Here is a 22627-nt window from a genome sequence, read left to right as displayed (position 1 = left end):
AAAAACGGGTACCTATCAATCGGGCACCCGTTTTATTATATTCCAGTACAATCAGGGGAAAAGAAACCCCGATTTGTTGTTTAGCTAAACTTATTCTTAAGAGCCTTTTCTACAGTGTCAGGAACGAGTTCTGATATGTCCCCGTTATATTTTGCCACTTCTTTCACAATGCTTGAACTTAAGAACGAATACTGATTATTAGTCATGATAAAAAAGGTTTCCACTTCATCATTCAAGACTCTGTTCATGGATGTTATCTGCATTTCATATTCAAAATCAGAAACAGCCCGCAAGCCCCGAATGACAGCATTCGCATTTACTGATTTTGCATAATCCATCAGAAGCCCCTGAAACGAATCTACTTTAACATTTTTAAGATCCTTTGTGACTTCTTCTATCAGTTGAATTCTTTCTTCAACAGTAAAAAGAGGTTTTTTTGAAGAGTTATTCAATACAACTACATAAACCTGTTCAAATACCTTTGCCGCCCTCTTAATAATATCCAGATGGCCATAAGTTATTGGATCGAAGCTGCCTGGACAAACCGCAATGCCTCCCATTGATATCCCCCTGTCATGTTCTTAATGTGTATCGTTTTCGATAAGCATTCTAAGTATGTATTATTCAGCCCAGCTGTAGATTGAGATAGAAATTATCCCGTAATTTTCATGTTTCCGCTGAACCAGTCTTCCGACTGAATCAGGGAGCTCTACATCAGACCCATGTTCGCAGAGAATCGTTCCCTGACCCGAAAGCAAATCATTCTTATCAATTAACTTCAGAAGCTTAAGAAGCTGCTGCTTGCGGTATGGCGGATCGAGAAATATATAATCGAAAACCAGATCTCTTTTTACTATTGCCTTAAGGGCACGATCCGCATCATTTCGATATACTTCCACCTTTTCCTCAAAACCGCATGTCCGAATATTTTCATGAATGGTTTGGATGGCCTTTCCGTCTCTATCCACAAAAATTACCTTGTCTGCTCCTCTGCTGAGGGCTTCAATGCCAAGACCGCCGCTGCCCGCAAATAGATCAAGCCCAAGGCCCCCGTCGAAATACGGCCCAATTATATTAAAAATAGCTTCTTTTACTTTATCAGTAGTCGGACGGGTTGAACTGCCCGGAACAGCTTTCAATATCTTCCCTTTTCTTGTTCCTGATACCACTCGCATACTATCACCGCTAACTTGCAAAATGTCAATTTTCCTGTCTGCTGGGATGGAAAACTGCTTTTTTCTATCCTATCCTACCATATCTTACAATTGGTAGCCACCCGGCAATTTGTAAGCGGAATCATCAGCTGAAAAAATATATAGCATGAAGTGTATATCCGTGAGGATTGTGGAAATAATGTAATTAACAGCATCTTTTCGAGGATGTTGTTGCCAACCGCGGAGAAGACTTACGTTTCCCCATAAGTTCTTCCTCCGGTTTCTCCTCTCCCTTTGCCTTCTATCCTGAAAAGGATATAGAAGGACCCTGCAGTTATCTGCAGGGCTTTTTATTTTGGATTCATTTAGTCTGGGACATCAGATGAACCTCGCCTTCTCTTTCTTCAGCAGTCACTCCGAACAGTGATTTAAACCAATGGATTTCCATAAATACGGTTCCGTTTTGATTGGTTAATGGATTTTCAAGCAGCCCGTAGTCTTCTTCATTATAAATGAAAACATTTTTATTTAAGTAAAACCGATAACTGTTATTCCCGTTTGACAAAATTATCGTTTCCTCACCGGCTAGAATCTTAACTTCATATCCTAATGACTTCATCGTCTCTGCAAATGGAAGAAGTCTCTTCCCATCCCTATAGATTAAATCAATGTTTGCTTTCTCAGCACCCGATACCAGTAGTTTTTTTTCTTTCTCGAAATACATTGGAACAAACGGAGCATCGCTTTTTGTATTCATTGTGAAAAACTGTGTGTTAAGACCTTTCACATCACTTAAGAGCTTGTCCAGCTTTTCTGGAGTCAGAGAATTCACCTTGTTTACTATCATAAAAAAGGCTTTCAGCTCATCTTCGGTTAACTCGCCCTGCAGCTCCTGCAGTAATATGCTTCCCTTTTTTGAACTGGGTTTCATATCTAATAAGCCGGATGTTAAAACATCGATTATCCACATTTGAGAGCTGTCTGCAAACTTTCTTTGAAACAGCATAGTAATAAGATCTTTTTCCAGCATTCTGGCCTCCGTGTGAGGAGATGCAATAAGGATATTTTCATTCTTATATTCAGGATATTGATCAGTAAAGATAATCGTCAAGAATGGAAAATTCCCAATGTCATTTAGTTTTTTGAAATTTGAGCTGGCTTTCTGTATGTCTTCTGAATATACTTCTGCATTGTTAATAGCTTTCTTTAACAGTGGTTTTTGCTGCCAGTAAAGTGGTGGAACATTCCCTTTGCCCTCGAAATAATAATAATCGATATGTTCTAATTTCTTTCGGGCTTTTAGACGGATTCCCGCTGCCCACGAACCCTCTCTTTTGAAAGAATCCGAAATAGTTATAGACAAACTTTCAGCATTTTTGCCGGGAATTTTCACAAACCAATCAGTTAACAAAAATGCTTTATTTCCTTCATTTATTGGTATAGCATACTCAAATATCATTTGATCATCAGAAGAAAAAAAGGTATAAGGATTTTCATCTGCTGCATCACAGGCTTCTCCTGCTCCATTCCTGCATTTCCATTTGAACAGAGTGTCGGGAATAACAAGTCTATATTCTTCCTGTGCCATAAGCCCCTGTACCTTTTGAGTGATTTTAAGTTCATTTAGACGTGTGTCAACTGTGATATCCTGTGTAATAGCCCCGGAACTCTCCAAGGCAATCGCATGCTCAGAATAAGCCTGCCACTGCCACAACAGCATGCCTGAAATGATTCCAGACAAAATTATAAAAATAAATAAAGATGCCTTCCACATTGCTATGCCCTCTTAGTCAATTTTCTTTTAACCTAACAATACCAAAGGGAAGGTCATCCGTCACAATTTTTTTGTATAATTTGTATGAAAGTTCATATTTTATGCCCGGAAAGTTTTTCATGAACAGAGGTGATAAAAAGGACCATAAAAACTTCTCCGCCAGATACGTCAATTCATTTTATGCAAAATCAAAGTCCACACCATGATCTAAAATACTGCTCACATGCCCAATGCTCATGCAGGTAATTGCCCAATCATCAAACGATACACCTTGTGACGACGTAAATTCTTCAAGTTCACCAAGTGTCAGAGAAAAGACATCCATATTATAAGCTGCTGTCAGCATCCCCTTTGCACTGAGTGCTGCAATGATGGAGACCACAACAAAACCATTCATATGATGAATATGCCTTTTTTCAATTGCAGAAATATCCCACTTTACCAAATATGATGCCCACAGAAGAAATGTCATCGAAAGAAAAAGGTAAAGCATACATCCACTCTCCCCTCTGCTTATTAGGTGCTACTTCTATTTTTATGCTGAAAATGATAAAGTATGGATGGACAAAAGGCATTTTATTTTTAAGAAGTGAATGCAATGAGTTTTTAAGGGGGCTTCTAATTTGATACAGCGTTTTATAGAAATTGGTGAAGGATACTCTGATATTTATGAATTAATTGAAATTGCCAGGGCAAATAAGCATCGATTGTCACACATGGCTGCTTTCCATACGAGCATTGATAATAAAGAAGTGACATCCCTGGCAGTGATACTGAAGCCGACGGACCCTGGCGGATTTCAGCCTTTATATATTTGCCGGGAAGGGATACCTAATCCAAAGACATCACCAAATAAACGGTATGATTTATTTGCGGATGCTGCAAAAGCACTTAATAAGGAAATTATTCAGCTGGCAGTAAAGCCTTCTGCTATTTTTAATGAAAAGGAATTATATTTTCAGTATTTGATTGGGATTTTAAGGCTTAATCACTATATTGCACCGCTGCAATAAAAGATTTCACAAAAAGGCATGAGCTTTTGCTCACGCCTTTTTAAATTCCCATCTTATAATCATATTCTTTAGCCTTGTCCGGTTTGGAATTTTCAAATTCGGTTTTTAGGAACGGCTTATAGGATGGCTCCACTTTTTTAACAAAAGAATATGAATTTATCTTCTCCATAATTGTTTCCGCATCAGCAAGATCAGAATATAGCACAACATATTTCAGCCGCTTCGAAACAAAATGCACATTTCCAAATCTTCTTAACATTTTCGCCTGCTTTAATGAATAAAGCCAGACAATTATTCCTTGCCTTTGACCAAGCATATAGTTTTCCCCTTCAGCGATCGTTTGTTTTATTTAGTCTAGCATAGAAAAATGTCAGTTTTCAATGGGAAGGTTCAAACTGTGTACTAATCCAAAACAAAAAACCAGCATTTGCTGGTTTTTTTTAAGCCGAGCAGCCACAGCTGCCTCCAGAACCGCAGCCACCTCCGCAGCTTGATTCAAAGAAGGGATTGCCTGCTGGAACTTTAATATGTTCAGAAACAGAACGCCCTATCAGCATGCTTATCTCATCCAGCAGATTTTGCAGGCCCGTTTCGGCTCTTCTGAATTCTGCCACATGGGCATCCATATCCATGTCGCGCTTTAGCTCCCTAATAGACATCATAACCCTTTTGTATTCGGGATGATACTTGCCAAATCGCTGAACTTCTTCATACAGTTCTTTCATTTTGACAAAATCCTGTATCTTCCTTTGTGTTTCACGGCTGTTCTTTAATTTATATAAACTTTTGCGGTAATGTTCCGCTTCTTCAGATTCTGTAATCATAGCTGCAAGTTCGTCAGCTTTGTCCAAAATAGCCATTCTTTCTAATGTAGCAAGCAAAACAGCTCACCTCCGTTTCTTATTTTATCATGAAACGGTTTAAAGCTAAAGCAAGTAAACTAGGGGATCACCACAATAAACTCTCTTTTTGAAGATGCTTCAGCACTGTTGCCTTTTATGAGCTCCAATCCAATTCGATGTTTGCCTGATGGAAGTCCTTTGACTATAAAAGCAGCTGAATGGATTTCATCCTTTTTCTTTCCGTTTACATAAAGCAGAATTTTGCCCTTTTCTTTACTGCTTTGTTTCCTAAAGGAAACATCCTGCACAATGCATTCAACGAAAATGTCTCTTCCTTTCACCTGGTGTCTGACAAAAAAAGGATCTTTGGCTGCGCTTTCCACACCTGAAGGAGCCATAAGCGATGCTGCTTCAACTTCTTTTACCGAACTGGCTTCCATTTTTGTTTCTGGTTCTGGTATATCTTTCTGGCATGCCGCAAGTACAAAAGTAATCAGCAATAAAAAAATGCATTTTTGCCTTTTCATTATTTTACACTCCTTAATGATGTCATCCGTAACCATCTGATAAAGATAGTGTTTGCCCAGCAGCTTATTTTTACTCTGTAATTCTTAAAGTGACAGCGCCATGCCCATCTCTGACCACATGACAGGCCCTTGGAGCAAGACAGAACAAATAAAAAGCTCTCTCGGGTACGAGAAAGCTTCCTAACTGGATTGAGAATTCATAGCCTGAAACATACTCATCATCATGGAAGCCATTTGCACTCCATTAGTAAACTTTTCAACTTGGTGGGGAATCGTTTTTTTGTAATAATGCAGTGCGGCCACTTCAAGAGATTGAATTTCATTTGGATTTCTGCTCAGTGTTCTATACCAATGAGGCTGCTCACGGATAAATTGCTTTAGTTCCTTTTTTTGTTCTAGATACTCGACAATATCTTTTCTCATCTGTTTAACCCCTTAATCCTTTTTAAATGTAAAAGGGCTGCTTGGTTTAGATACACTTGATTTTGAGCCTCCTGATGGTTTCTGGCCGCCTCCCTGGAATTGGGAAATAGCCCCCTGCACTGCTGAAAGCGCCTGGCTGAGATTACTGATGAACCCCTGCATTTGATTCGCATCCATTTGCTTAAGAGTACCCATGATACTGCCCACCCAGTCACTTTTTTTCTCTTCTGGCTTTTGTGCTTCTTCTTTGTTTTCTTTAAAAGAATCCCACCTTGAATCTTCTTCCCCAAGCAAATACCAATCCTCATATAATTCCTGCCAAGTTGTATTTCCAGCCCTGACTTCCTTGATGATTTGCGGATTCTGTTTTACAAACTCTTTAAACTTTTCGACTGAGGGATGAAGTTTCGTTTTAGTCATGCCCTATCACCTCGTTCTGATGCAAATGCCTATAATACCATATGAATAGGAATGGAAAAGGTGAATGAAATGCCTGCTCTATTCAGTCATTAAAATAAATTCAAAAATTCTGCCATTAATGTTAATATATGAATGCAGAAAGTTATCGAAAGGTGAATTAGAATGAACAGAGAACTTATGGAATTATTTGATCAGTGCACCAAGAATGCAACTGAGGAAGAATTAAGCGCCTTAGAGTCCCTGCTTTTAGGTTTTCATAAAAGACAGACAGGTCAAAACAGCTCCTATATCGGCGGACTTCTTCATATGGAACGGCAAATAACTGAAGATGAATGCATTCTGACTGTCCCTTTAAGTCAGATAGTAAATAATCCGCTCGGCATTCTCCATGGAGGAATAACCGCAACCATTATTGACTCTGCCATGGGAACACTTGCAGCATCACTTCTTCCAGAAGGCTTTGGGGCTGTTACTACACAGCTAAACATTCATTACCTTGCAGTTGGTAAAGGGGAATACGTGACATGCAGAGCGACGATTGACCATAAGGGAACAAAAAGCATGGTATTATCTGCAGATGTACTCCGTTCAGATGGAAGAAAAATTGCACAGGCAACAGGCAGTTTTTTTATCATCGAAAAGAAGAACGTAAATAATTAAAAGCAGGTGGGAAGATGGTCACCGCTATCGTTATACCAATTATTTGCCTTTATTTTTTTTGGCTGACAAAAAAGGAAATGCGTGAGGGTTATGAGAAGTGGGCAAGCTTAAAAACTGTCCCTGAAGAGGCCATAATGTCCGGCGAAGTCGTCCAGATCAGCGAGAGCAGGCAGCGCTATAATTACAGCCGCTTTGTTCATGTTCTTGAGCTGACCATCCAAACAAAGAGCAACAAGCATTCCAATATAAAAAAAATCACCCCTTTAATGGAAAATACCAGAATTCCTTCTGTAAAAATCGGCGATTCTGTTCATCTATATGGAAATTGGAAGGATGACTTTTTTCACGTTGGCCGTATTCAAATTGCAAAAACTGAAATAGAGCCTAATACTGATAAAATCCCCTTTAAGTAGCAGTGTAAAAAGACCATCATAAAAAATGGTGATACACTTAACTTGGAGAGGATTTTTCATGGGGAAGACAGGAAGAACTCATCAAAAGAACTAAGTGGTATTTACCCTATCGCTTGGTAGTTGAGGTTGCGCAAGTCTCAAAATCAGGTTACTATAAGTGGCTTAAAATGACCTTTCTTAGAGAGGACAGGCAGATCAAAGAATGTCTAATAAAATCACATATTATGGCGATTCATCATACATACCTTTTTATGTTACCCTCGCATAAAAATAGCCCTTAAAGACGAAGGATTTGATATAAATCATAAGAAAGGTATATCAATTAATGACTGATATGAATATTCGAGCTGAAAATTAGGAAGAAGCGAAACTTCTTTTTCGGAAGGAAGCCTTCCGTTATTTATTCAAACTTATTAAACCGTAACTTTAAGGCTCTGGAACCATATGAGAAATACGTGACAGAAGGTATATTCAAGTTGGAGATTCATTATATTAACTTTCCGTTATACACGATTTTTACTGCAATGAGGTTTTAGCCTGGAATAATTCAAAGAGTAATGACTTAGAATTGGTCCTTAATACAATCGGTCTATTAACACAAAAATGAAACGAGTATGGTGTGATCCTGCATTCAGATCAAGGCTTCAATTACACGTCTAATCAATACCACAAAAAGTTAAAAAAAATAGGCATTCAAGGCAGCCATTCTCGCAAAGGAAACTGCCTCGATAATACCTGTATTGAGTCTTTCTTCTCTCATCTAAAGACAGAGAAGTATATCGATCACAGTTTAAAACAGAAGAAAGAATTAATTCAAATACTTGAAGAATACATGTACCTCTATAACTATAAAAGATTCCAGAAAAAACTAGACCAGTGTGCTCCGGTTGAATACCGGCTCACACTGGCTGCTTAGTCTTTTTTAAGGCTGTCTACTTGACAGGGGTAAGACCATACATAGGCTTTTTTTCAATTTCAGGTTTCTCCATCAGCTTTTTTTATGAAATTTTGCGTATAATGCTTTTTATAAACTCCAACTCCAAGATGTGTAAACTCTTCGTTCAGCAGACTATCCCGGTGGCCTTTGCTGTTAAGCCATCCTTCAACGACAGCGGGGGCATCCGTATAATTTGCTGCTATATTTTCCCCTGCAGCCTCATATGAGATTCCCCCAGCTTCAAGGCGATCCGACAAATCGCCATAAGTTTTAGAAGTATGAGAAAAGTCATTGTTTACATACATATCTTTACTATGGGCAAAAGCTGCAGCTGCAGTCATATCATCCCATTTCAACGGCTGTAAATGATGTCTGACCCTTATTACATTTGTAAGGTCAAAAATTTGCTTTTCTTTCGCTCTCTCTACATCTTCCTCAAAGGCAGGAGAAGCCAGGGGGGGCTCCAATAATTCACCACGGTAAACCATTTCATACGGGCGAAGCTTAATTAAGGTGGCTGCATCCATTACTCTCACACTGGAGAGTGTCCCTGTAAATCTATCTATATTCAGCTGTGCATAATACTCTCCAACCATCACCAGCGGCCTTGTATTGAGGTCATCTTCGGACAATTCGAAACGATATGAGCTATCTTTTACTTTAAGGTTAAAATCTGTTTCAAAAAAAACGGATGCATATAATTCACCAATGGGCTGCCCTATTTTGAAAGGATACATGTCTGCATCTTCACCTGTCGCAAACAAACTAACCACTTTATTTTTGCTTATCCCAGCCTGAATGTACTCAGTACTGCTTTTATTATATATCCACCAATCGTAGCCATAAAAAGAAGGATCTATTCTGGACGGTGCTCCGAAACTTTTCTCAAGCTCCGAAGCGGATTTACCTATAAAAGATACCAAACCTTTTTCAGGGAACCCTGTATTGGAAGATAAATTATCGTCATTGTTTTTTATATCCTTAATTGCACCAGGCTGTGTATTTTCCGGATTGACAAGTATTTCACCTTTCTCATCTCGCCCAATATCTATGTAAAAGCCCACTGCCAGAAAAATAGAAATTAAAACTAAAATTCGAAAAAGTGCCCTCAGAGAACCGTCCCTCCCTTCTCTCATTCATTGTATTTAATGTATGTAAAAAGTATAACATGCAATGTGTTCTGCATAATGGAATCTGGACTAAATTCTCGCAATATATACTATTAATCATACCATTAGGCGTATTGTTTATCTATTTTTTTCACTGAATTCCCCATATAAATAATCTATATATACAAATAGCGGGTCTCCTTTAAATTGCTGGTTTGGTCTAGAAATAATGTCCGTGAACTTCAGATAATAAAAAAGAACACCCTAACGGTGTCCTCTTAATGCTGTGCTTCAGTTTCGTGTTTTGAAATATCAGTAAGCGCTTCTCCAGCCTGGTCATCTGTTAAATGACGGACGGCAAAGTCCCCGAGAGATACTATTCCAACAAGCTTGTCACCTTCCACAACAGGAAGCCTGCGAATTTGATGTTCAGCCATCAAGCGAGCAGCTTCCCGAGCCTCTGTATCCCTGGTAACGGTTACTAAATGGCTGCTCATAATATCTTCTACTTTGGATGAAGCAGGGTGTTTTTCTGCCACACAGCGAAGAACGATATCCCGGTCTGTAATCATTCCTACTAACTTTTCACTATCCACAATCGGGACAGCCCCTACGTTTAATTCTTTCATCTTAACTGCCACTTCATACACATTGTCCAGAAGAGAACAGCTTTCAACTTGGTCGGTCATAATATCACGAATCATTTCCATTTTTCATCCTCCTTGATTTTTCTCAACAATGAATATGGTCCAATAGTGACCGTGCAAGCCTCCTTGAATATAGCCAACACCAATATGTGTTGCCTTTTTGTTTAGAATATTATCCCGGTGGACTGAGGAATTCATCCAGGCAGCAAACATTTCATCAGCTGTTTTATAGCCCGCTCCAATATTCTCCTTTACGGTCAGAAAAGAAATCCGCTGATTCCTTAACATTTCAATAGGATTTCCATATGTGGGAGAATTATGTGAAACATATTCTAATTTCATCATGTCCAAAGACTTTTTCTTGGCTGCACCATTCAGATGCAAATCTACAGATAATGGTTGAAGCTTTAGTTCTTTTCGTTTTTGGTTAGCGAGCTCCATAAGGTCATTTTCATTCACATCCATTTTGGGAATAGCAAATTCTCTTCCATGACCAGGAATGGTAATAATTTCACCAGGGAAAATTAAATCAGGGTTTTCTATCTGGGGGTTGCTATTAATAATTTCTTGTAAATCCTGCTGGAATCTTAGCGCTATTTCCCAAAGTGTATCCTTTTGCTCAACCCTGTAATCTGTTGCAGCGCCTACAGGATCTGCTGTTAAAAAAATAAAAAAAAAGAAGATAATAATGGTTTTGAATTTCTGCAATTGACGCTTCCCCTTTCACAGTTTGGCAGCACCAGTTTCTATTTGCTAATGATAAGGCAGCCAGTCCTTCAATTATGACATTTCAACTAACGTTCTTTCAGAGGTCGATGTTTTCTTGCATGAATCCGTTGCAAGTTACGCTTTTTTCTACTATTATTAAATTTGAGATAAACTTGTTAAAATTATGCATGGATCGTTCATCTGAACCATGGATTGTTTTCAGGAGGGACAATTATGAAATTTGAAAACACAGGTCTGGAAAATAAAAAAGCAGACTTAACCCGCTTAGATGAAGTAATGCTTTCACACGGACTGGTCCGTGAAGGGCAATGGGATTATGAAAGAGTTACATATGACCGTAAGTTCGAATTAAAAGAGGGTGTATTTTACCTTCGTGTGTTTGGATATGCTGTTGAAGGAGATGTAGGGGCACATAGAGCAAATATTCAGCTTATGACTCCCCTTCTTGGCAAACATTATTATCCGCATGGGGTAGAATACGGTGAAGGAGAAAGTTTCCCTAAATCATTAGTAAGTCAATGCGAAAAAATTCTAAGTGAGATCAATGCAGAGATTGACCAATTCGCTGAGTAATTTTTGCTTTTTCATTATGATTAATGAATGTATTTTTTACATGGGAAAGACGCATGAACATCATGCGTCTTTTTACATTAGCTGTATGACCTTCAAAAATCATAAGTTCCGGAGACTGTTTCCTGCAGGAATAATTTTTTGAATTGAGAGGTCAACTCTTTTAACTTCCAGTCCGGTTAAATGAACAATTTCATCTTTGATTTCTTTCTGAATCTGGAGAGTTTCCTCCAAAATATTTTTTCCCTTAATAAAGTTAAGCTTAATCTTCAAATATACTTCAGTATTTTTAAAAGAGATGGAGATCGGGTCTTTTATTTTCTTAAAGAATGTGAATCTTTCATGATTAAGAGGAAAGACGCTTTCTCTTTCCTGCAGGCTGGATTCTACGATGGCGGAGATTATATCGCTGGCTGCCTGAATCGTCTCGAAGTCAAGATGATCATTATGCATCTTTCTTTCACTTCTTTCTGTACGATTTTTTATAAATCGGGCAATAATCTCTCAGTTTTAAACCAATTATTTTCAGTTTTTATAATATTTAATGCATACTATAATCAAAGTGTTACGATCTTTTGATGGTTAACTAAATTGGGGAAGGGGACTTATTTTGTCTGCGATATTTACAAAACGTTTTTTATTAATATTGATTGCTGTAATTCTTATAACTGTCCTTTTTTATTTCATTTTGCCTGTTTCTGTTCCGCTGATTGTTGCATTTATTACAGCATTAATCCTGGAGCCAGTTGTGAAACTGCTGCAAAATAAAATTAAAATAAACCGAAGAGTATCTGTGCTGATTACTTTTCTTGGATTTGTCCTCTTCATTGGCTTATCTGGCTATTTTATTACGACAAAAGTGATAACTGAAGCCATTAAACTTGTTGAAAATGCTCCTATGTACATTAATGAAATCACAAAAGCATGGCTCAGGGCGGAAGCGGACTTTTCCAATGCCGCCAAAGACCTTCCTAGAGACCTTGTTGATGAAATAAGCAACCAGATTCAATCCTTCTTGAATAAAACGAAGAATGACCTTGTCGCTTACGTAAATATTGATAGCTTAAAAGCACTTCTGACAAACATCCCGAATTATCTTGTCAGTTTCATCGTATATTTGATTGCATTATTTTTGTTTTTAATAGATCTTCCGCGATTAAGGAAAGGCTTATATAATCACCTTACAGAAAAAACAGCAGATAAAGTCAAGTTTATGACTTCACGGCTATCTTATGTCGGATTTGGCTTTTTCAAGGCTCAATTCCTTGTAAGTGTAATTATCTTTATCGTTTCCCTGATTGGATTATTATTCATCAATCCAGAAATGGCATTGATCATGTCTATAATCATTTGGATTATTGATTTTATCCCTATTATTGGCTCGATTGTCATTCTGGGCCCATGGGCATTGTTCCACCTGCTGACAGGAGATTTAGCTATGGGAACGCAATTGGCGATTCTTGCAGCCGTCCTGTTAATTATCCGCAGGACAGTAGAGCCAAAGGTAATGGGCACCCATATAGGGCTATCCCCGCTTGCTACGCTAATAGCTATGTATCTAGGCCTGAAACTCATTGGAATACTGGGCTTCATTATTGGTCCATTACTGGTCATTGCCTTTAATTCTGCAAAAGAAGCAGGGCTTATTAAGATGAAATTCAAAATATAAACTGTGTTAAAAAGTAGCTCTCTATTCTCTTAGATTGTTATTTGCGCTATGCATTTAGTCCGTTGATTTCCGCTGCAGGCACTTGCTTTCCGCGGGGAGGAACAGAGCTCCTCGGCTCGTCTGCGGGGTCTCCCTCTCCAATCAACTCAGCAAAATAAACTATGTTAATTGCGAAAACAACCCAATCGAGTAGAGGAAAAATAAATTAAATTTTTTTTGCCCCTCTCACAACACCGTACGTACGGTTCACGGTATAGGGCACTTCAATTTACATTACAGTGTGTGTACTTTTAGATAGTGTTCTAAAGCAGAGGGGAGTACCCTCTGCTTTAGTCTGTTGTTTGAGATGGCTCTTTGGACAACTTTCGATAGTCCAATGTACCGGCAACCCTTTCGACAGAAGGCTAATCCTTTCGCTTCTTCTTCGGATATTCCTAGTTGAATTAACGATTTGATTTGTTTTCTTGGAACCTTCCATTGCTTCCAGATGATTACTCTTATTCTTGAACGCAACATCCCATCTATCTTGGCCATTACTTTTCTCATATTTGCGATTCTAAATGAATTTACCCAACCGAAAATGACTTGTTTTAAGCTTAAGAATTCTGAAATCTAAAGAGACGATTCCATTTCGTTTTGTAAGTTGTCGTAGCTTTCTTTGAAATTTCTGTACTGATTTTTTGTGAGGTTTCACTTGGTATCTCTCAGTTTTGAAATCATAGTAGTATCCAAATCCTAAAAATTTTAACTCTTTTGGACAAGAGACTTTACTCTTTTCTGCATTGATTACCAACCCTAATTTTCCTTCTATAAATCTCACGATTGTCTTCATCACTCTGTCGCTGCTTTCTCGCTCTTCACAAAGATGAGAGCGTCATCAGCTTATCTCACGAATCGCAGCACTTTTCTTTCTAGTTCCTTATCTAGTTCATTCAACATAATATTGCTCAGTAGTGAACTGAGGTTTCCCCCTTGCGGAGTCCCTACGGGAGTCTCTTCATATCGTGATGTTGAAACACTATAATTTGTTCAGCCCTCCATGAATTAATTTCACTACTATGGCATCTGCTGACTTCTTGCGACTAACTTTTTTCGACTGTACTTGCGTAAATCCGGAAGACCTCCCAGGGTAAGACATCTATCTTTCCTGATTTACTCTATAAAGTTACGCACATCTTTTGGACTTTGACTTGTCTTGGAGCCTTATCCCTTTAAAAAGCTTTAGTATCAGATTTCTGTACGTCGAGCCAAGGTTTCATTCCGCGCTTCCTCCAGCCCTTATCTCACGATAAGTACCTTGCGCTTCCTTAGTGGTTGGCTGATGCGTACCCCCACAGTAGACTTTCACCACCTAGATAGTTGCCATGCCTGGCATACAAGTAAAAAAGCGTCCGCCAGGACGCTTCTTCTTTCCTACATACATCTCAACTGTGTTTTCTTAAAAAAAATCATAGAAAAAGGATTGTTGAACAGGAATTTTTCTTTCTAGTATCTCAGCATCATTCCTTGGTCCTTTAATTTCGCCTAATTCATATAGCTCCATTGGCCTCTTATAGCCAATTATAATCGCTGAAAGGGCATTGATAGACATATGCAATCCTCGTGCTGGAGGGTTTATGCATTGGCTTCCTTCTTTCTCTTTAAACACCCTGACACCATCGTCTTCAATTAAGTAGCTTCCATTATTCCATGGTGCATGGTGATCCTCAATATGCAAAAAGACATTTTCACTATTTTCATTGAATGAATATTGGCTGAGACACTTATCAGCATTGACGATTCTCCCCATAAAGTAAGGGAAAACCTCCATTTTTAAATTTGGCTGATTCAGGTAATAAGGAAATGGATCGTGTACTGAAGTAATGATCTTTACTTCCTCAACCATCGAATCATGCTGACAGATAAAATTCCATAAATTCACTCTGGCTTCCTGATTTAAAGCCGCAAATTCTTCGATATCCATTTTATTGTCTTTTACTTTGAATAAAATATAGCCCTGTCCTTCACCTGCTTCGTCAAAGTACACCGCAATCTGGCTGTCAGAATAAACAAAGTTCTCCCACCAATATGCGTCTCTGACAAGCCCGCCTGAATACCTCAGCATATATTTTTTATAAATCTTTTCTATGGTTTTTGTGTGCTGATTCTTAGTATATCGTTTAATAGTCCCTGAAGATTTTCCGGCCATTTGTAAATCTATTTTGTTAATAAGTGTTTTCTTATATTCGGTGAATATTTCCCATCCGTATTTCCGATAGAAAGAAATATTAAAAGGATGCAAAAATGAAAATAGCTGATCCTTTTTGTCCATCTCGGTTAAAGCGTGCTTTATCAGGCTGCTTACATACCCTTTTCTCCTGAATTCAGGATATGTTGCCACACCTGCAACACCTCCCATGTTCCATTCAAGTCCATTAATATGAACTTTAAGGGGGATGATGTGGAGCTTCGCAGCCAGGCTTTCCTCTTCCCAGATACCAAAAATGGAATGTTTTTTTAATCGGTCCTTCCTGGCTGGAATGTCAGCTTCAGGCACATTGTACTGAAAAGCATACATGGAAAGCTTCATGGCCTCTATATATTCATTCTCTGATAATTTCCTTACAGACACAAAATTTACTCCCAATTAAATATCCTTATAAATATTCGCCATAAACTTATTAAGTCCTTTTAAAACGGGAAGTGGATATAATTTTAAGCATAAAAAAAATACCGCTAAAAAAGATAGCGGCATTTTTAGCCTGTTACGTACCCAAAATCGCCTTAATGACAGAGGTTGTTTCTCCGCCGTGATAGAAAACATACAGCAGCAAATAGACTGCAACACCTGTTATGCCAGTAAAGAACCAGACCACACTAGTAACCGGGCCTAATTTTCTATGTGATGCTAATTTATTTTTATAGCCTGTATATAATGAGATAATTCCTAATACTGCTCCTACAGTTGCAAGCGTAATATGGAAAATTAAGAAAATTGTATAATAAATTTTTATATCATCAGGTCCCCCGAAAGCAGTATTTCCTATAAATACTGTTCTGCTGGCATATATGATAAAGAAAATAACAGCAAACACAGCAGCCAAGGTCATTGTTTTTTTATGAGCTTCAAGCTTCTTTTGGCTAATTTGGACCCACCCAATCGCAACCGTTATTGCACTGAGTACAATAAAGGTAGTGCTGATGGTAGGCAGTATAGGTAATGAGTATTCCATAAATTCTTCCTCTCTCCAATATCGGTTTGAAATTCAGCAGTATGTTATTTTTATTACAAAGTTAATTTTAGTAGAGTGCACTGTTTTTTTCAACAAACTGTAAGGGCTTTTAATAAAAGTTCCTTAAATGTTCAATATTTAGCAATTAGTAAGTGATAGATTTAATTGCTAAGTTGAGAAAAAGGCAAAATTAGTTTTAAAAAAACTCCAGCCGCTGACTGGAGTTTCCTATTATTTTACTAAATGCGGATTTAGCATTGTTTCTTCCTCTGAAGGCGTAATTTCCTGTTCTTTTTTGTACCATGCATAGAAAATTTGGGCGAGGATGATGCCATAGACAATTTCCTGGATAATCTTCATAATTACCCCGCCAAGCTGCTGGTCGTGTATAAGTGACATTGAATTAAACATTTCGGGTCCGCTGAGGTTCAGGCTTGCCAGTGTTGAAGAAGGGACACATAACTGAAGGGCCTGCGCCCAGGCATTCGGATCAGAATATGTGTTGTACATTGGAGTATCTGCAAATATAATCAATGCACACGCAGGTGTCAATAAAACACCATTGGCAAAAACATATCCTACCTTTTTCAGACCGTCAAGTGACTCCATTTCAGGGAGCTCATTAATCGTCGGCCACCACATAAAGATTGCAAGCAGGAACAAAGCAGATGTATACACAGTATGGAGCATCATATCCGTTTTGACTACATCAAAAACATCCGGAATGTGATAAATGGAAAATACTCCATTAAACAGGATTATTGCTATTAATGGCTTTGTAAAAAGACGGAATACCGGTTTAACAGTTTTGTGATTAATCACTGCTCTCCATAACCATTGAGGGACCCCCATGACTACAAGAGGAGGAACAACTAAATACAGGATAGCCATCTGAATCATATGGGCATAGAACATTAAATGGCCCATCAAATCCACAGGGGAGCCCTTAATTACATATAACACGATCATCGCGACAGTAAAATATACACCCTGCCTTCTAGTTAAAGGCTCGCTATTTTTGAACTTTCCGCGGTACTTTATTGTAATCATATAGTAGCCTGCAAGAATCAATAGTACAAATAAAAAGAAATACGGACTCCAAAGTGCACGAAAACCGAATATTTCTAAAGACATGCTTTCACCTCATTCAATATTGCTCAACTGCCATAAACGCATCCTGCCATGAATATTCTGCTTTCCATATTGACAAGTATCATTATACTCTTTTCATCCTGCAATCTCAATAAATCAGTAAATGCTTATTAATTTGCTAAAGCTGCGTTACATAAAAAGAAAATCGGCCATCAGCCGATTTTCTCTTATACTTACCACCAAATAACAGTCAAGAAAGCAATGATTGTTATAAATCCGACTAACGCTCCGGAATATAAGAACAATGCAGGTGCTTCATGACCTTTGTGACTCATATGCATGAAATAATATAATTGAAAGATTACTTGCACGATAGCAAGAATCAGGATGAATGGAACAATAAACCATCCAGAGAAACCTTCATAACCTGCTGCAACGAACGCAACAATTGTCAGGAAGATCATAAGTGCAAACGTGATAACTTGATGTTTCATCTCTTCTGCACTTTTTTTGCGTCTATATTCAATGTCTACTCTTGGGTTACCTGAGTTTGGTTGTTGATTGGCCATCAGTTTATCCCACCATTCCCATTAAATATACTACAGTGAAGATGAATACCCAAACAACGTCGATGAAGTGCCAGTACAGGCTGGCAACATAGAACTTAGGAGCATTGTAAAGGTTCAATCCTCTTTTGCTGTTTCGGATCATTAAAGTAGTGATCCACAATAAACCAAATGCAACGTGCCCTCCATGGAAGCCGACTAATGTATAGAAAGCTGAACCAAAGGCGCTGCTTGTGAAGCTATGATGGAATTCATGCACATAGTGATTGAACTCGTAAATTTCCAAACCTAGGAATCCAAGCCCAAGCAAAACAGTAATTCCAAGCCATAGCTGCATCTTTTTAAAGTTAAAGTTTTTCATGTGGTACATAGCGTACACGCTTGTTAAAGAACTTGTTAATAATAGCATCGTCATAATAAATGCCAATGGAATTTCAAACAAGTCCTTTGCTAAAGCCATATCACTGCTAGGTACTTTATCTTTTAAAGCAAGATATGTTGCGAAGAGGGATGCGAATAGAACCGTCTCTCCCCCAAGGAAAAACCAGAAACCTAAGAACTTGTTCTTGGCTTCGAGGGTTTGTTTTTCAGGCGACGCCGGCCATGTTTCGTAAGTCATTTTTTGTTCAGCAGCCATTATGCCTTAACCCCCTTATCATTATTATCTTCCAAATCTTCTTTATGAATGTGGTATCCGTGGTCATCCTTAACAGAGCGAACAAACATTGAACCTAAAGTAATAAGCATACCAAAGATTAGTACTGGAATACCCCAGCTATGCTCCGCTCGGTACATTGCACCAAATGCAGCAACAAATAGACCTAAAGAAATTACAAATGGAATGAAAGAGTTGTTTGGCATATGGATATCACCAAGCGGCTCAGCAGGTGACATGCCTTTTTTTCCTTCCATTTTTTCAAGCCAGTATGCATCAAGACCGCGAACAAGCGGAAGCTGCTTGAAATTGTAAAATGGAGGCGGTGATGGAATGGCCCATTCTAAAGTACGGCCATCTCCCCAAGGGTCATTGCCAACTTTTTCATTTTTAACACTTGTTATAACAATATTAATTAACATAATGATTACTGCAGCTGCCATGAAGAAGGCACCGACAGTACTAACCATATTTGCCGTTTCAAGTCCCTGTCCAGGAAGGAAAGTGAAGATACGGCGAGGCATTCCCCAAAGGCCGAGGAAATGCTGGATAAAGAATGTTAAGTGGAATCCAATAAAGAATAATACGAAAGTAATTTTTCCAAGGAACTCGTTTAGCATTGTTCCGAACATCTTTGGCCAGTATAGATGTGCGCCAGCAAATAATGCAAACACAACACCGCCGACAATAACATAATGGAAGTGAGCAACTACAAAGTAGCTGTCATGGTACTGATAATCCTGTGCAGCAGATGCAAGCATTACACCAGTTACACCGCCGGCTACGAATGAAGGAATAAAGGCAACAGCCCAAAGCATCGGAGTTGTGAACGTTATGCTTCCGCCCCACATTGTAAATAGCCAGTTAAAGATCTTAATACCAGTCGGTACTGCAATCGCCATAGTGGCAACAGCGAAAATTGCGTTAGCGATCGGCCCCATACCAGTTGTAAACATATGGTGAGCCCATACCATGAATCCTAAGAATCCAATAAGGACCGTTGCGAATACCATGGAAGAGTATCCGAAAAGACGCTTTCTTGAGAAAATCGCAAATATCTCTGAGAAAATACCGAAAGCCGGCAATACCAGGATATAAACTTCAGGGTGACCAAAAATCCAGAAGAAGTGCTCCCAGATAATTGTATTACCGCCCATTGCCGGATCAAAGAAGTTAGATCCAAACATACGGTCGAAAATTAACAGGAATAATCCTACTGTTAAAGCAGGGAATGCAAACAAAATCAATGCAGATGTAACAAAAGTAGCCCAAGTGAACATTGGCATACGCATGTATGTCATACCAGGAGCACGCATGTTAATGATGGTAACAAGGAAGTTAATACCCCCGATTAACGTTCCAGCACCTGATATTTGCAGCCCAAGTGCATAGAAGTCGATCCCATGCCCTTCAGAAGCAATTGATAAAGAAGCATAAGAAGTCCAGCCGGCATCAGGAGCTCCGCCCAAGAACCATGATAGGTTCAAGAAAACTCCGCCAAAGAAAAACAGCCAGAATCCTAAAGAATTCAAGAATGGGAACGCAACGTCACGCGCACCGATCTGCAGTGGCATAACTGCATTCATAAAAGCAAAAATTAGTGGCATAGCCGCCAAGAAGATCATCGTTGTACCGTGCATTGTTAATATCTCATTATACAATCCGGCACTTACAAAGTCATTATTTGGTACTGCAAGCTGAATACGGATGAACATGGCTTCCAATCCGCCAAGCAAGAAGAAAAATCCGCCAGCTATAAGATAAAGGATTGCGATTTTTTTATGGTCAACAGTTGTTAAGTAATCCCATAAAACCGCTCCGAAACCTTTTTTTTGTGCTAAGGTACTCACAATTTTACCTCCCTTTTCAAAAATCCCCTATTGTTCGGTAACTTTCAAGCCCATTAAATATTCTGTAAGGGCATCAAGCTGTTCTTCAGTCAATTCGCCATACGTACCTGTCATTTTATTTCCAGGCTTGAATGTCTCTGGATCTCTTAACCAATCCTTAAGATCTTCCTCAGTATGGTCAAGGATACCAGCAATACGATCACGATCACCGAAGTTCGTTAAGTTAGGAGCTAGACGAGCTGCTTCTGGAGCAGTGTTAGCTGGTGTTACAGCATGACAGCCGATACAGCTGTTGTTGAAGACTTCCTGACCAGCTTGAGCCAAATCAGTCTCTGCCTTTTTAGGTTCTTTAACGTCCTGCATGGCAGTTACCCATTGATCGAATTGATCACGTGGAACCGCTTTAACTTTGAAATCCATTAGAGCGTGTGATGGGCCACAAAGCTCAGCACATTTTCCATAGAAGAAATTATCAGCCTCAGCAGCCTTTTCACCATCAAATTTCAGCCAGAATTTGTTCACGTTGTCAGTGTTCGTATCCAGCTTACCGCCTACAGCAGGGATCCAGAAGGAGTGCTTAACATCTGAAGCTATCAGATTGAAATAAACTTTTTCATCAGTTGGCACAACTAATTCCTGGCCAGTGATAATTTCCTGGTTTGGATATTCGAACTCCCACCAGTATAAGTTTGCACGCACATTAACAACAAGTGCATCTGTTTTGCCTTCTTCATTCTTCTTTTCCATTGGGCTTACATCTGCAAGCTTAAAGGTAGCAGAAACTGTAGGTACAGCAAGAATTAGAAGCAAAAGAATAGGAATAACAGTCCAAATGATTTCCAGTTTGTGGCTTCCTTCAACTTGTTTTGGAATTCTGTCGTCCTTGCGGCGGAATTTAAAAACAACAATAAAGAAGATTACTGTTACTACCGCAATTACTCCTACCATTATTGCAGTACTTAACACCATCAAATCAAATTGTGTTTGCGCCACTTCGCCGGCAGGATTCAGCGTAGATAAATACGGTTTGCCGGAACAAGCGGAAAGAATGAGCGCCATCATTGCAAACAGAGAAAAAAGACGCCACTTTGCAAGCCTTTTCATAGCTTAATCAAACCCCTCTTTCGTAAAAATTTCATTTTTTGAATTGTTTGATCAAAAAATATGGATAAATCCTCTCTCGGTACTAGCGAAAGAAAGAATTTCCTAACTAAGTTAGATAAGTGTGATGATCACCATAGCTACAAACATGATGGTCAGATATTGCAGGGAGTATACAAACATTAATGTAGCCCATTTTATATCATTGTTAAATTTCCTTGCATATAATCCCGTCAATAACCATCCAATGTTCAAAGCTGTGGCAAGGATTAAAAAAGGCAATCCAAGTGATGGCATAAGAAATGGCAGCGGCAATAATGCTGCAACCCATATGTAAATATGCCTTTTGGTAGTTTTAAACCCTTTTACAACTGGAAGCATGGGAACTCCCGCAGCCCGGTATTCCTCCACCCTTCTCATTGCTAAAGCATAAAAATGAGGAGGCTGCCAGATAAAAACGATAGCGAACAGCACCCAAGCCATTGGGTCGAGATTGCCATCGGCAGCTGCCCATCCAATCAGCGGTGGAACTGCACCTGAAATGCTGCCTACAATCGTATTGGATACAAATCTGCGTTTCGTCCACATTGTATATAAAACAACATAGCTGAAAACGCCAATTAATCCTATTACAACTGCAGATGCTGTTGTAAACATTAAAAAGGCCGTACCAAGGCCAATAAGGAGAAAGCTCAAAAGTGCAACCTTGCCCGCATTTACTTTCCCGGTAACAGTTGGCCTCCCTCTTGTTCTTTCCATTAATGGATCAATGTCGCGGTCAATATAATTATTTAAGCTGCAGGAGCCTGCAATAATCAATGAGGAGCCTATGACTGTATAAAGAACCAGATCAAGATTATTGAAAAATCCCTTTCCGGAAAAATGCAGTGCAAGCCAAAGACCGGTGAAGGTTGTAATCAGATTGGAGTTTACAATGCCTATTTTGATAAGGGCAAGGAAATCCTTCCAAACTGCAGTCTCAGGTATATCTTTTTGAAGGCTTCGCTCACTGTCCTCAATAGCAGCATCACTCAAAGCCCGTGAGTTAGACATATCTTTTCCTCCTTTATCTCTTATCGCAGACAATAGCTATCTTTGCACTACACCTACTATAAAGCATAAATGCCTGCAAAGCTATGTTCGCGATAAAAAAACGAGGGGTAAACCCTGGATGGATAATAATAATCCTAATAGTTTTCTACCATTAATAATGTATTCAAACTGTTTATTATCTAATGAAACTAAACCATTTCTCTGTATATTA

Annotated in this window: 28 protein-coding genes; 6 read left to right on the top strand and 22 right to left on the bottom strand. The window is 38.9% G+C overall.

Annotation, left to right across the window (positions count from 1 at the left end):
* Positions 1–80: 80 nt before the first annotated feature.
* The 4 genes from coaD to ACR42H_RS09045 all read right to left on the bottom strand — a co-directional run bounded on the left by coaD (position 81) and on the right by ACR42H_RS09045 (position 3400).
* Complete coding sequence (coaD, locus tag ACR42H_RS09060) at positions 81–560, bottom strand: pantetheine-phosphate adenylyltransferase (RefSeq protein ID WP_113881839.1); 480 nt, start codon at positions 558–560, stop codon at positions 81–83.
* A 60-nt stretch (positions 561–620) separates the two neighbouring features.
* Positions 621–1175 carry a 16S rRNA (guanine(966)-N(2))-methyltransferase RsmD gene (gene rsmD, locus ACR42H_RS09055; protein ID WP_436375650.1) on the bottom strand — a complete coding sequence of 185 codons (555 nt, stop codon included), beginning with the start codon at positions 1173–1175 and terminating at the stop codon, positions 621–623.
* 340 nt (positions 1176–1515) lie between these two features.
* A complete protein-coding gene (locus tag ACR42H_RS09050; protein WP_436375648.1) occupies positions 1516–2895 on the bottom strand; it encodes a stalk domain-containing protein in 1380 nt (459 codons plus the stop codon).
* Between the two features lie 211 nt (positions 2896–3106).
* Positions 3107–3400, bottom strand: coding sequence for a hypothetical protein (locus ACR42H_RS09045; RefSeq protein ID WP_436375646.1), 294 nt, complete (start codon positions 3398–3400; stop codon positions 3107–3109).
* A gap of 151 nt (positions 3401–3551) precedes the next feature.
* On the opposite strand from ACR42H_RS09045, the gene ACR42H_RS09040 reads away from it, so the two are divergent.
* On the top strand, positions 3552–3941 hold the full coding sequence (locus ACR42H_RS09040; protein WP_113881836.1) for a DUF7147 family protein: 390 nt from the start codon (positions 3552–3554) through the stop codon (positions 3939–3941).
* Between the two features lie 40 nt (positions 3942–3981).
* Here ACR42H_RS09040 and ACR42H_RS09035 read toward each other — a convergent pair whose 3' ends face one another.
* The 5 genes from ACR42H_RS09035 to ACR42H_RS09015 all read right to left on the bottom strand — a co-directional run bounded on the left by ACR42H_RS09035 (position 3982) and on the right by ACR42H_RS09015 (position 6153).
* Complete coding sequence (locus ACR42H_RS09035; RefSeq protein ID WP_113881835.1) at positions 3982–4257, bottom strand: YlbG family protein; 276 nt, start codon at positions 4255–4257, stop codon at positions 3982–3984.
* A gap of 124 nt (positions 4258–4381) precedes the next feature.
* The gene (locus tag ACR42H_RS09030) at positions 4382–4822 is read right to left on the bottom strand and encodes a YlbF family regulator (RefSeq protein WP_113881834.1); all 441 of its coding nucleotides are present in this window, start codon (positions 4820–4822) and stop codon (positions 4382–4384) included.
* A 59-nt stretch (positions 4823–4881) separates the two neighbouring features.
* Positions 4882–5310, bottom strand: a complete 429-nt coding sequence (locus ACR42H_RS09025; protein ID WP_113881833.1) for a hypothetical protein — start codon at positions 5308–5310, stop codon at positions 4882–4884.
* A 180-nt stretch (positions 5311–5490) separates the two neighbouring features.
* Positions 5491–5733, bottom strand: coding sequence for a YlbE-like family protein (locus tag ACR42H_RS09020; RefSeq protein ID WP_009330929.1), 243 nt, complete (start codon positions 5731–5733; stop codon positions 5491–5493).
* A 12-nt stretch (positions 5734–5745) separates the two neighbouring features.
* Positions 5746–6153: a YlbD family protein gene (locus ACR42H_RS09015; protein WP_436375643.1), complete on the bottom strand. Its 408-nt coding sequence runs from the start codon at positions 6151–6153 to the stop codon at positions 5746–5748.
* Between the two features lie 162 nt (positions 6154–6315).
* On the opposite strand from ACR42H_RS09015, the gene ACR42H_RS09010 reads away from it, so the two are divergent.
* The 3 genes from ACR42H_RS09010 to ACR42H_RS09000 all read left to right on the top strand — a co-directional run bounded on the left by ACR42H_RS09010 (position 6316) and on the right by ACR42H_RS09000 (position 8142).
* Positions 6316–6813, top strand: a complete 498-nt coding sequence (locus ACR42H_RS09010; RefSeq protein WP_113881831.1) for a PaaI family thioesterase — start codon at positions 6316–6318, stop codon at positions 6811–6813.
* 77 nt (positions 6814–6890) lie between these two features.
* The gene (locus tag ACR42H_RS09005; protein ID WP_436375640.1) at positions 6891–7226 is read left to right on the top strand and encodes a hypothetical protein; all 336 of its coding nucleotides are present in this window, start codon (positions 6891–6893) and stop codon (positions 7224–7226) included.
* Positions 7227–7845: 619 nt separating this feature from the next.
* Positions 7846–8142 (top strand): IS3 family transposase, encoded by a 297-nt coding sequence (locus ACR42H_RS09000; RefSeq protein WP_113881829.1) that lies wholly within the window; start codon positions 7846–7848, stop codon positions 8140–8142.
* 59 nt (positions 8143–8201) lie between these two features.
* On the opposite strand, the gene ACR42H_RS08995 is transcribed toward ACR42H_RS09000, so the two are convergent.
* From ACR42H_RS08995 to ACR42H_RS08985, 3 genes are all read right to left on the bottom strand, one after another.
* A complete protein-coding gene (locus ACR42H_RS08995; protein ID WP_436375638.1) occupies positions 8202–9299 on the bottom strand; it encodes a CAP domain-containing protein in 1098 nt (365 codons plus the stop codon).
* 251 nt (positions 9300–9550) lie between these two features.
* Positions 9551–9982, bottom strand: a complete 432-nt coding sequence (locus tag ACR42H_RS08990) for a CBS domain-containing protein (RefSeq protein WP_113881827.1) — start codon at positions 9980–9982, stop codon at positions 9551–9553.
* Between the two features lie 3 nt (positions 9983–9985).
* The gene (locus ACR42H_RS08985; RefSeq protein WP_436375635.1) at positions 9986–10627 is read right to left on the bottom strand and encodes a CAP domain-containing protein; all 642 of its coding nucleotides are present in this window, start codon (positions 10625–10627) and stop codon (positions 9986–9988) included.
* 234 nt (positions 10628–10861) lie between these two features.
* On the opposite strand from ACR42H_RS08985, the gene ACR42H_RS08980 reads away from it, so the two are divergent.
* Positions 10862–11221 (top strand): YugN family protein, encoded by a 360-nt coding sequence (locus ACR42H_RS08980; protein WP_113881825.1) that lies wholly within the window; start codon positions 10862–10864, stop codon positions 11219–11221.
* Between the two features lie 99 nt (positions 11222–11320).
* Here ACR42H_RS08980 and ACR42H_RS08975 read toward each other — a convergent pair whose 3' ends face one another.
* The gene (locus tag ACR42H_RS08975) at positions 11321–11671 is read right to left on the bottom strand and encodes an Asp23/Gls24 family envelope stress response protein (protein ID WP_113881824.1); all 351 of its coding nucleotides are present in this window, start codon (positions 11669–11671) and stop codon (positions 11321–11323) included.
* 157 nt (positions 11672–11828) lie between these two features.
* Here ACR42H_RS08975 and ytvI point away from each other — a divergent pair, with 157 nt between their 5' ends.
* The gene (ytvI, locus tag ACR42H_RS08970; RefSeq protein WP_113881823.1) at positions 11829–12887 is read left to right on the top strand and encodes a sporulation integral membrane protein YtvI; all 1059 of its coding nucleotides are present in this window, start codon (positions 11829–11831) and stop codon (positions 12885–12887) included.
* Positions 12888–13160: 273 nt separating this feature from the next.
* On the opposite strand, the gene ACR42H_RS08965 is transcribed toward ytvI, so the two are convergent.
* The 9 genes from ACR42H_RS08965 to cyoE form a co-directional block, all read right to left on the bottom strand.
* A complete protein-coding gene (locus ACR42H_RS08965) occupies positions 13161–13469 on the bottom strand; it encodes a group II intron maturase-specific domain-containing protein (RefSeq protein ID WP_258549810.1) in 309 nt (102 codons plus the stop codon).
* Between the two features lie 856 nt (positions 13470–14325).
* On the bottom strand, positions 14326–15498 hold the full coding sequence (locus tag ACR42H_RS08960; protein ID WP_436375632.1) for a GNAT family N-acetyltransferase: 1173 nt from the start codon (positions 15496–15498) through the stop codon (positions 14326–14328).
* 133 nt (positions 15499–15631) lie between these two features.
* A complete protein-coding gene (locus ACR42H_RS08955) occupies positions 15632–16099 on the bottom strand; it encodes a DUF420 domain-containing protein (RefSeq protein ID WP_436375631.1) in 468 nt (155 codons plus the stop codon).
* Positions 16100–16330: 231 nt separating this feature from the next.
* Entirely contained in the window at positions 16331–17233 is a 903-nt protein-coding gene (gene ctaG / locus ACR42H_RS08950; RefSeq protein ID WP_113881820.1) for a cytochrome c oxidase assembly factor CtaG, read from the bottom strand.
* Between the two features lie 191 nt (positions 17234–17424).
* A complete protein-coding gene (gene ctaF / locus ACR42H_RS08945) occupies positions 17425–17760 on the bottom strand; it encodes a cytochrome c oxidase subunit IVB (protein WP_009330942.1) in 336 nt (111 codons plus the stop codon).
* A gap of 4 nt (positions 17761–17764) precedes the next feature.
* On the bottom strand, positions 17765–18394 hold the full coding sequence (locus tag ACR42H_RS08940) for a cytochrome (ubi)quinol oxidase subunit III (RefSeq protein WP_113881819.1): 630 nt from the start codon (positions 18392–18394) through the stop codon (positions 17765–17767).
* Positions 18394–20262 (bottom strand): cytochrome c oxidase subunit I, encoded by a 1869-nt coding sequence (gene ctaD / locus ACR42H_RS08935; protein WP_113881818.1) that lies wholly within the window; start codon positions 20260–20262, stop codon positions 18394–18396. Before ctaD ends, ACR42H_RS08940 begins: the two co-directional genes overlap by 1 nt.
* A gap of 27 nt (positions 20263–20289) precedes the next feature.
* Positions 20290–21366: a cytochrome c oxidase subunit II gene (gene coxB, locus ACR42H_RS08930; protein ID WP_019381689.1), complete on the bottom strand. Its 1077-nt coding sequence runs from the start codon at positions 21364–21366 to the stop codon at positions 20290–20292.
* A gap of 111 nt (positions 21367–21477) precedes the next feature.
* Positions 21478–22416, bottom strand: coding sequence for a heme o synthase (gene cyoE, locus ACR42H_RS08925; RefSeq protein WP_436375628.1), 939 nt, complete (start codon positions 22414–22416; stop codon positions 21478–21480).
* Positions 22417–22627: the final 211 nt, after the last annotated feature.

Origin of the sequence: Cytobacillus sp. BC1816 (assembly GCF_051353635.1) — a bacterium.
Classification (GTDB): domain Bacteria; phylum Bacillota; class Bacilli; order Bacillales; family Cytobacillaceae; genus Cytobacillus; species Cytobacillus oceanisediminis_C.
The sequence above is the reverse complement of the archived record's forward strand: the minus strand, read 5'-3'. Positions and strand labels throughout refer to the sequence as shown.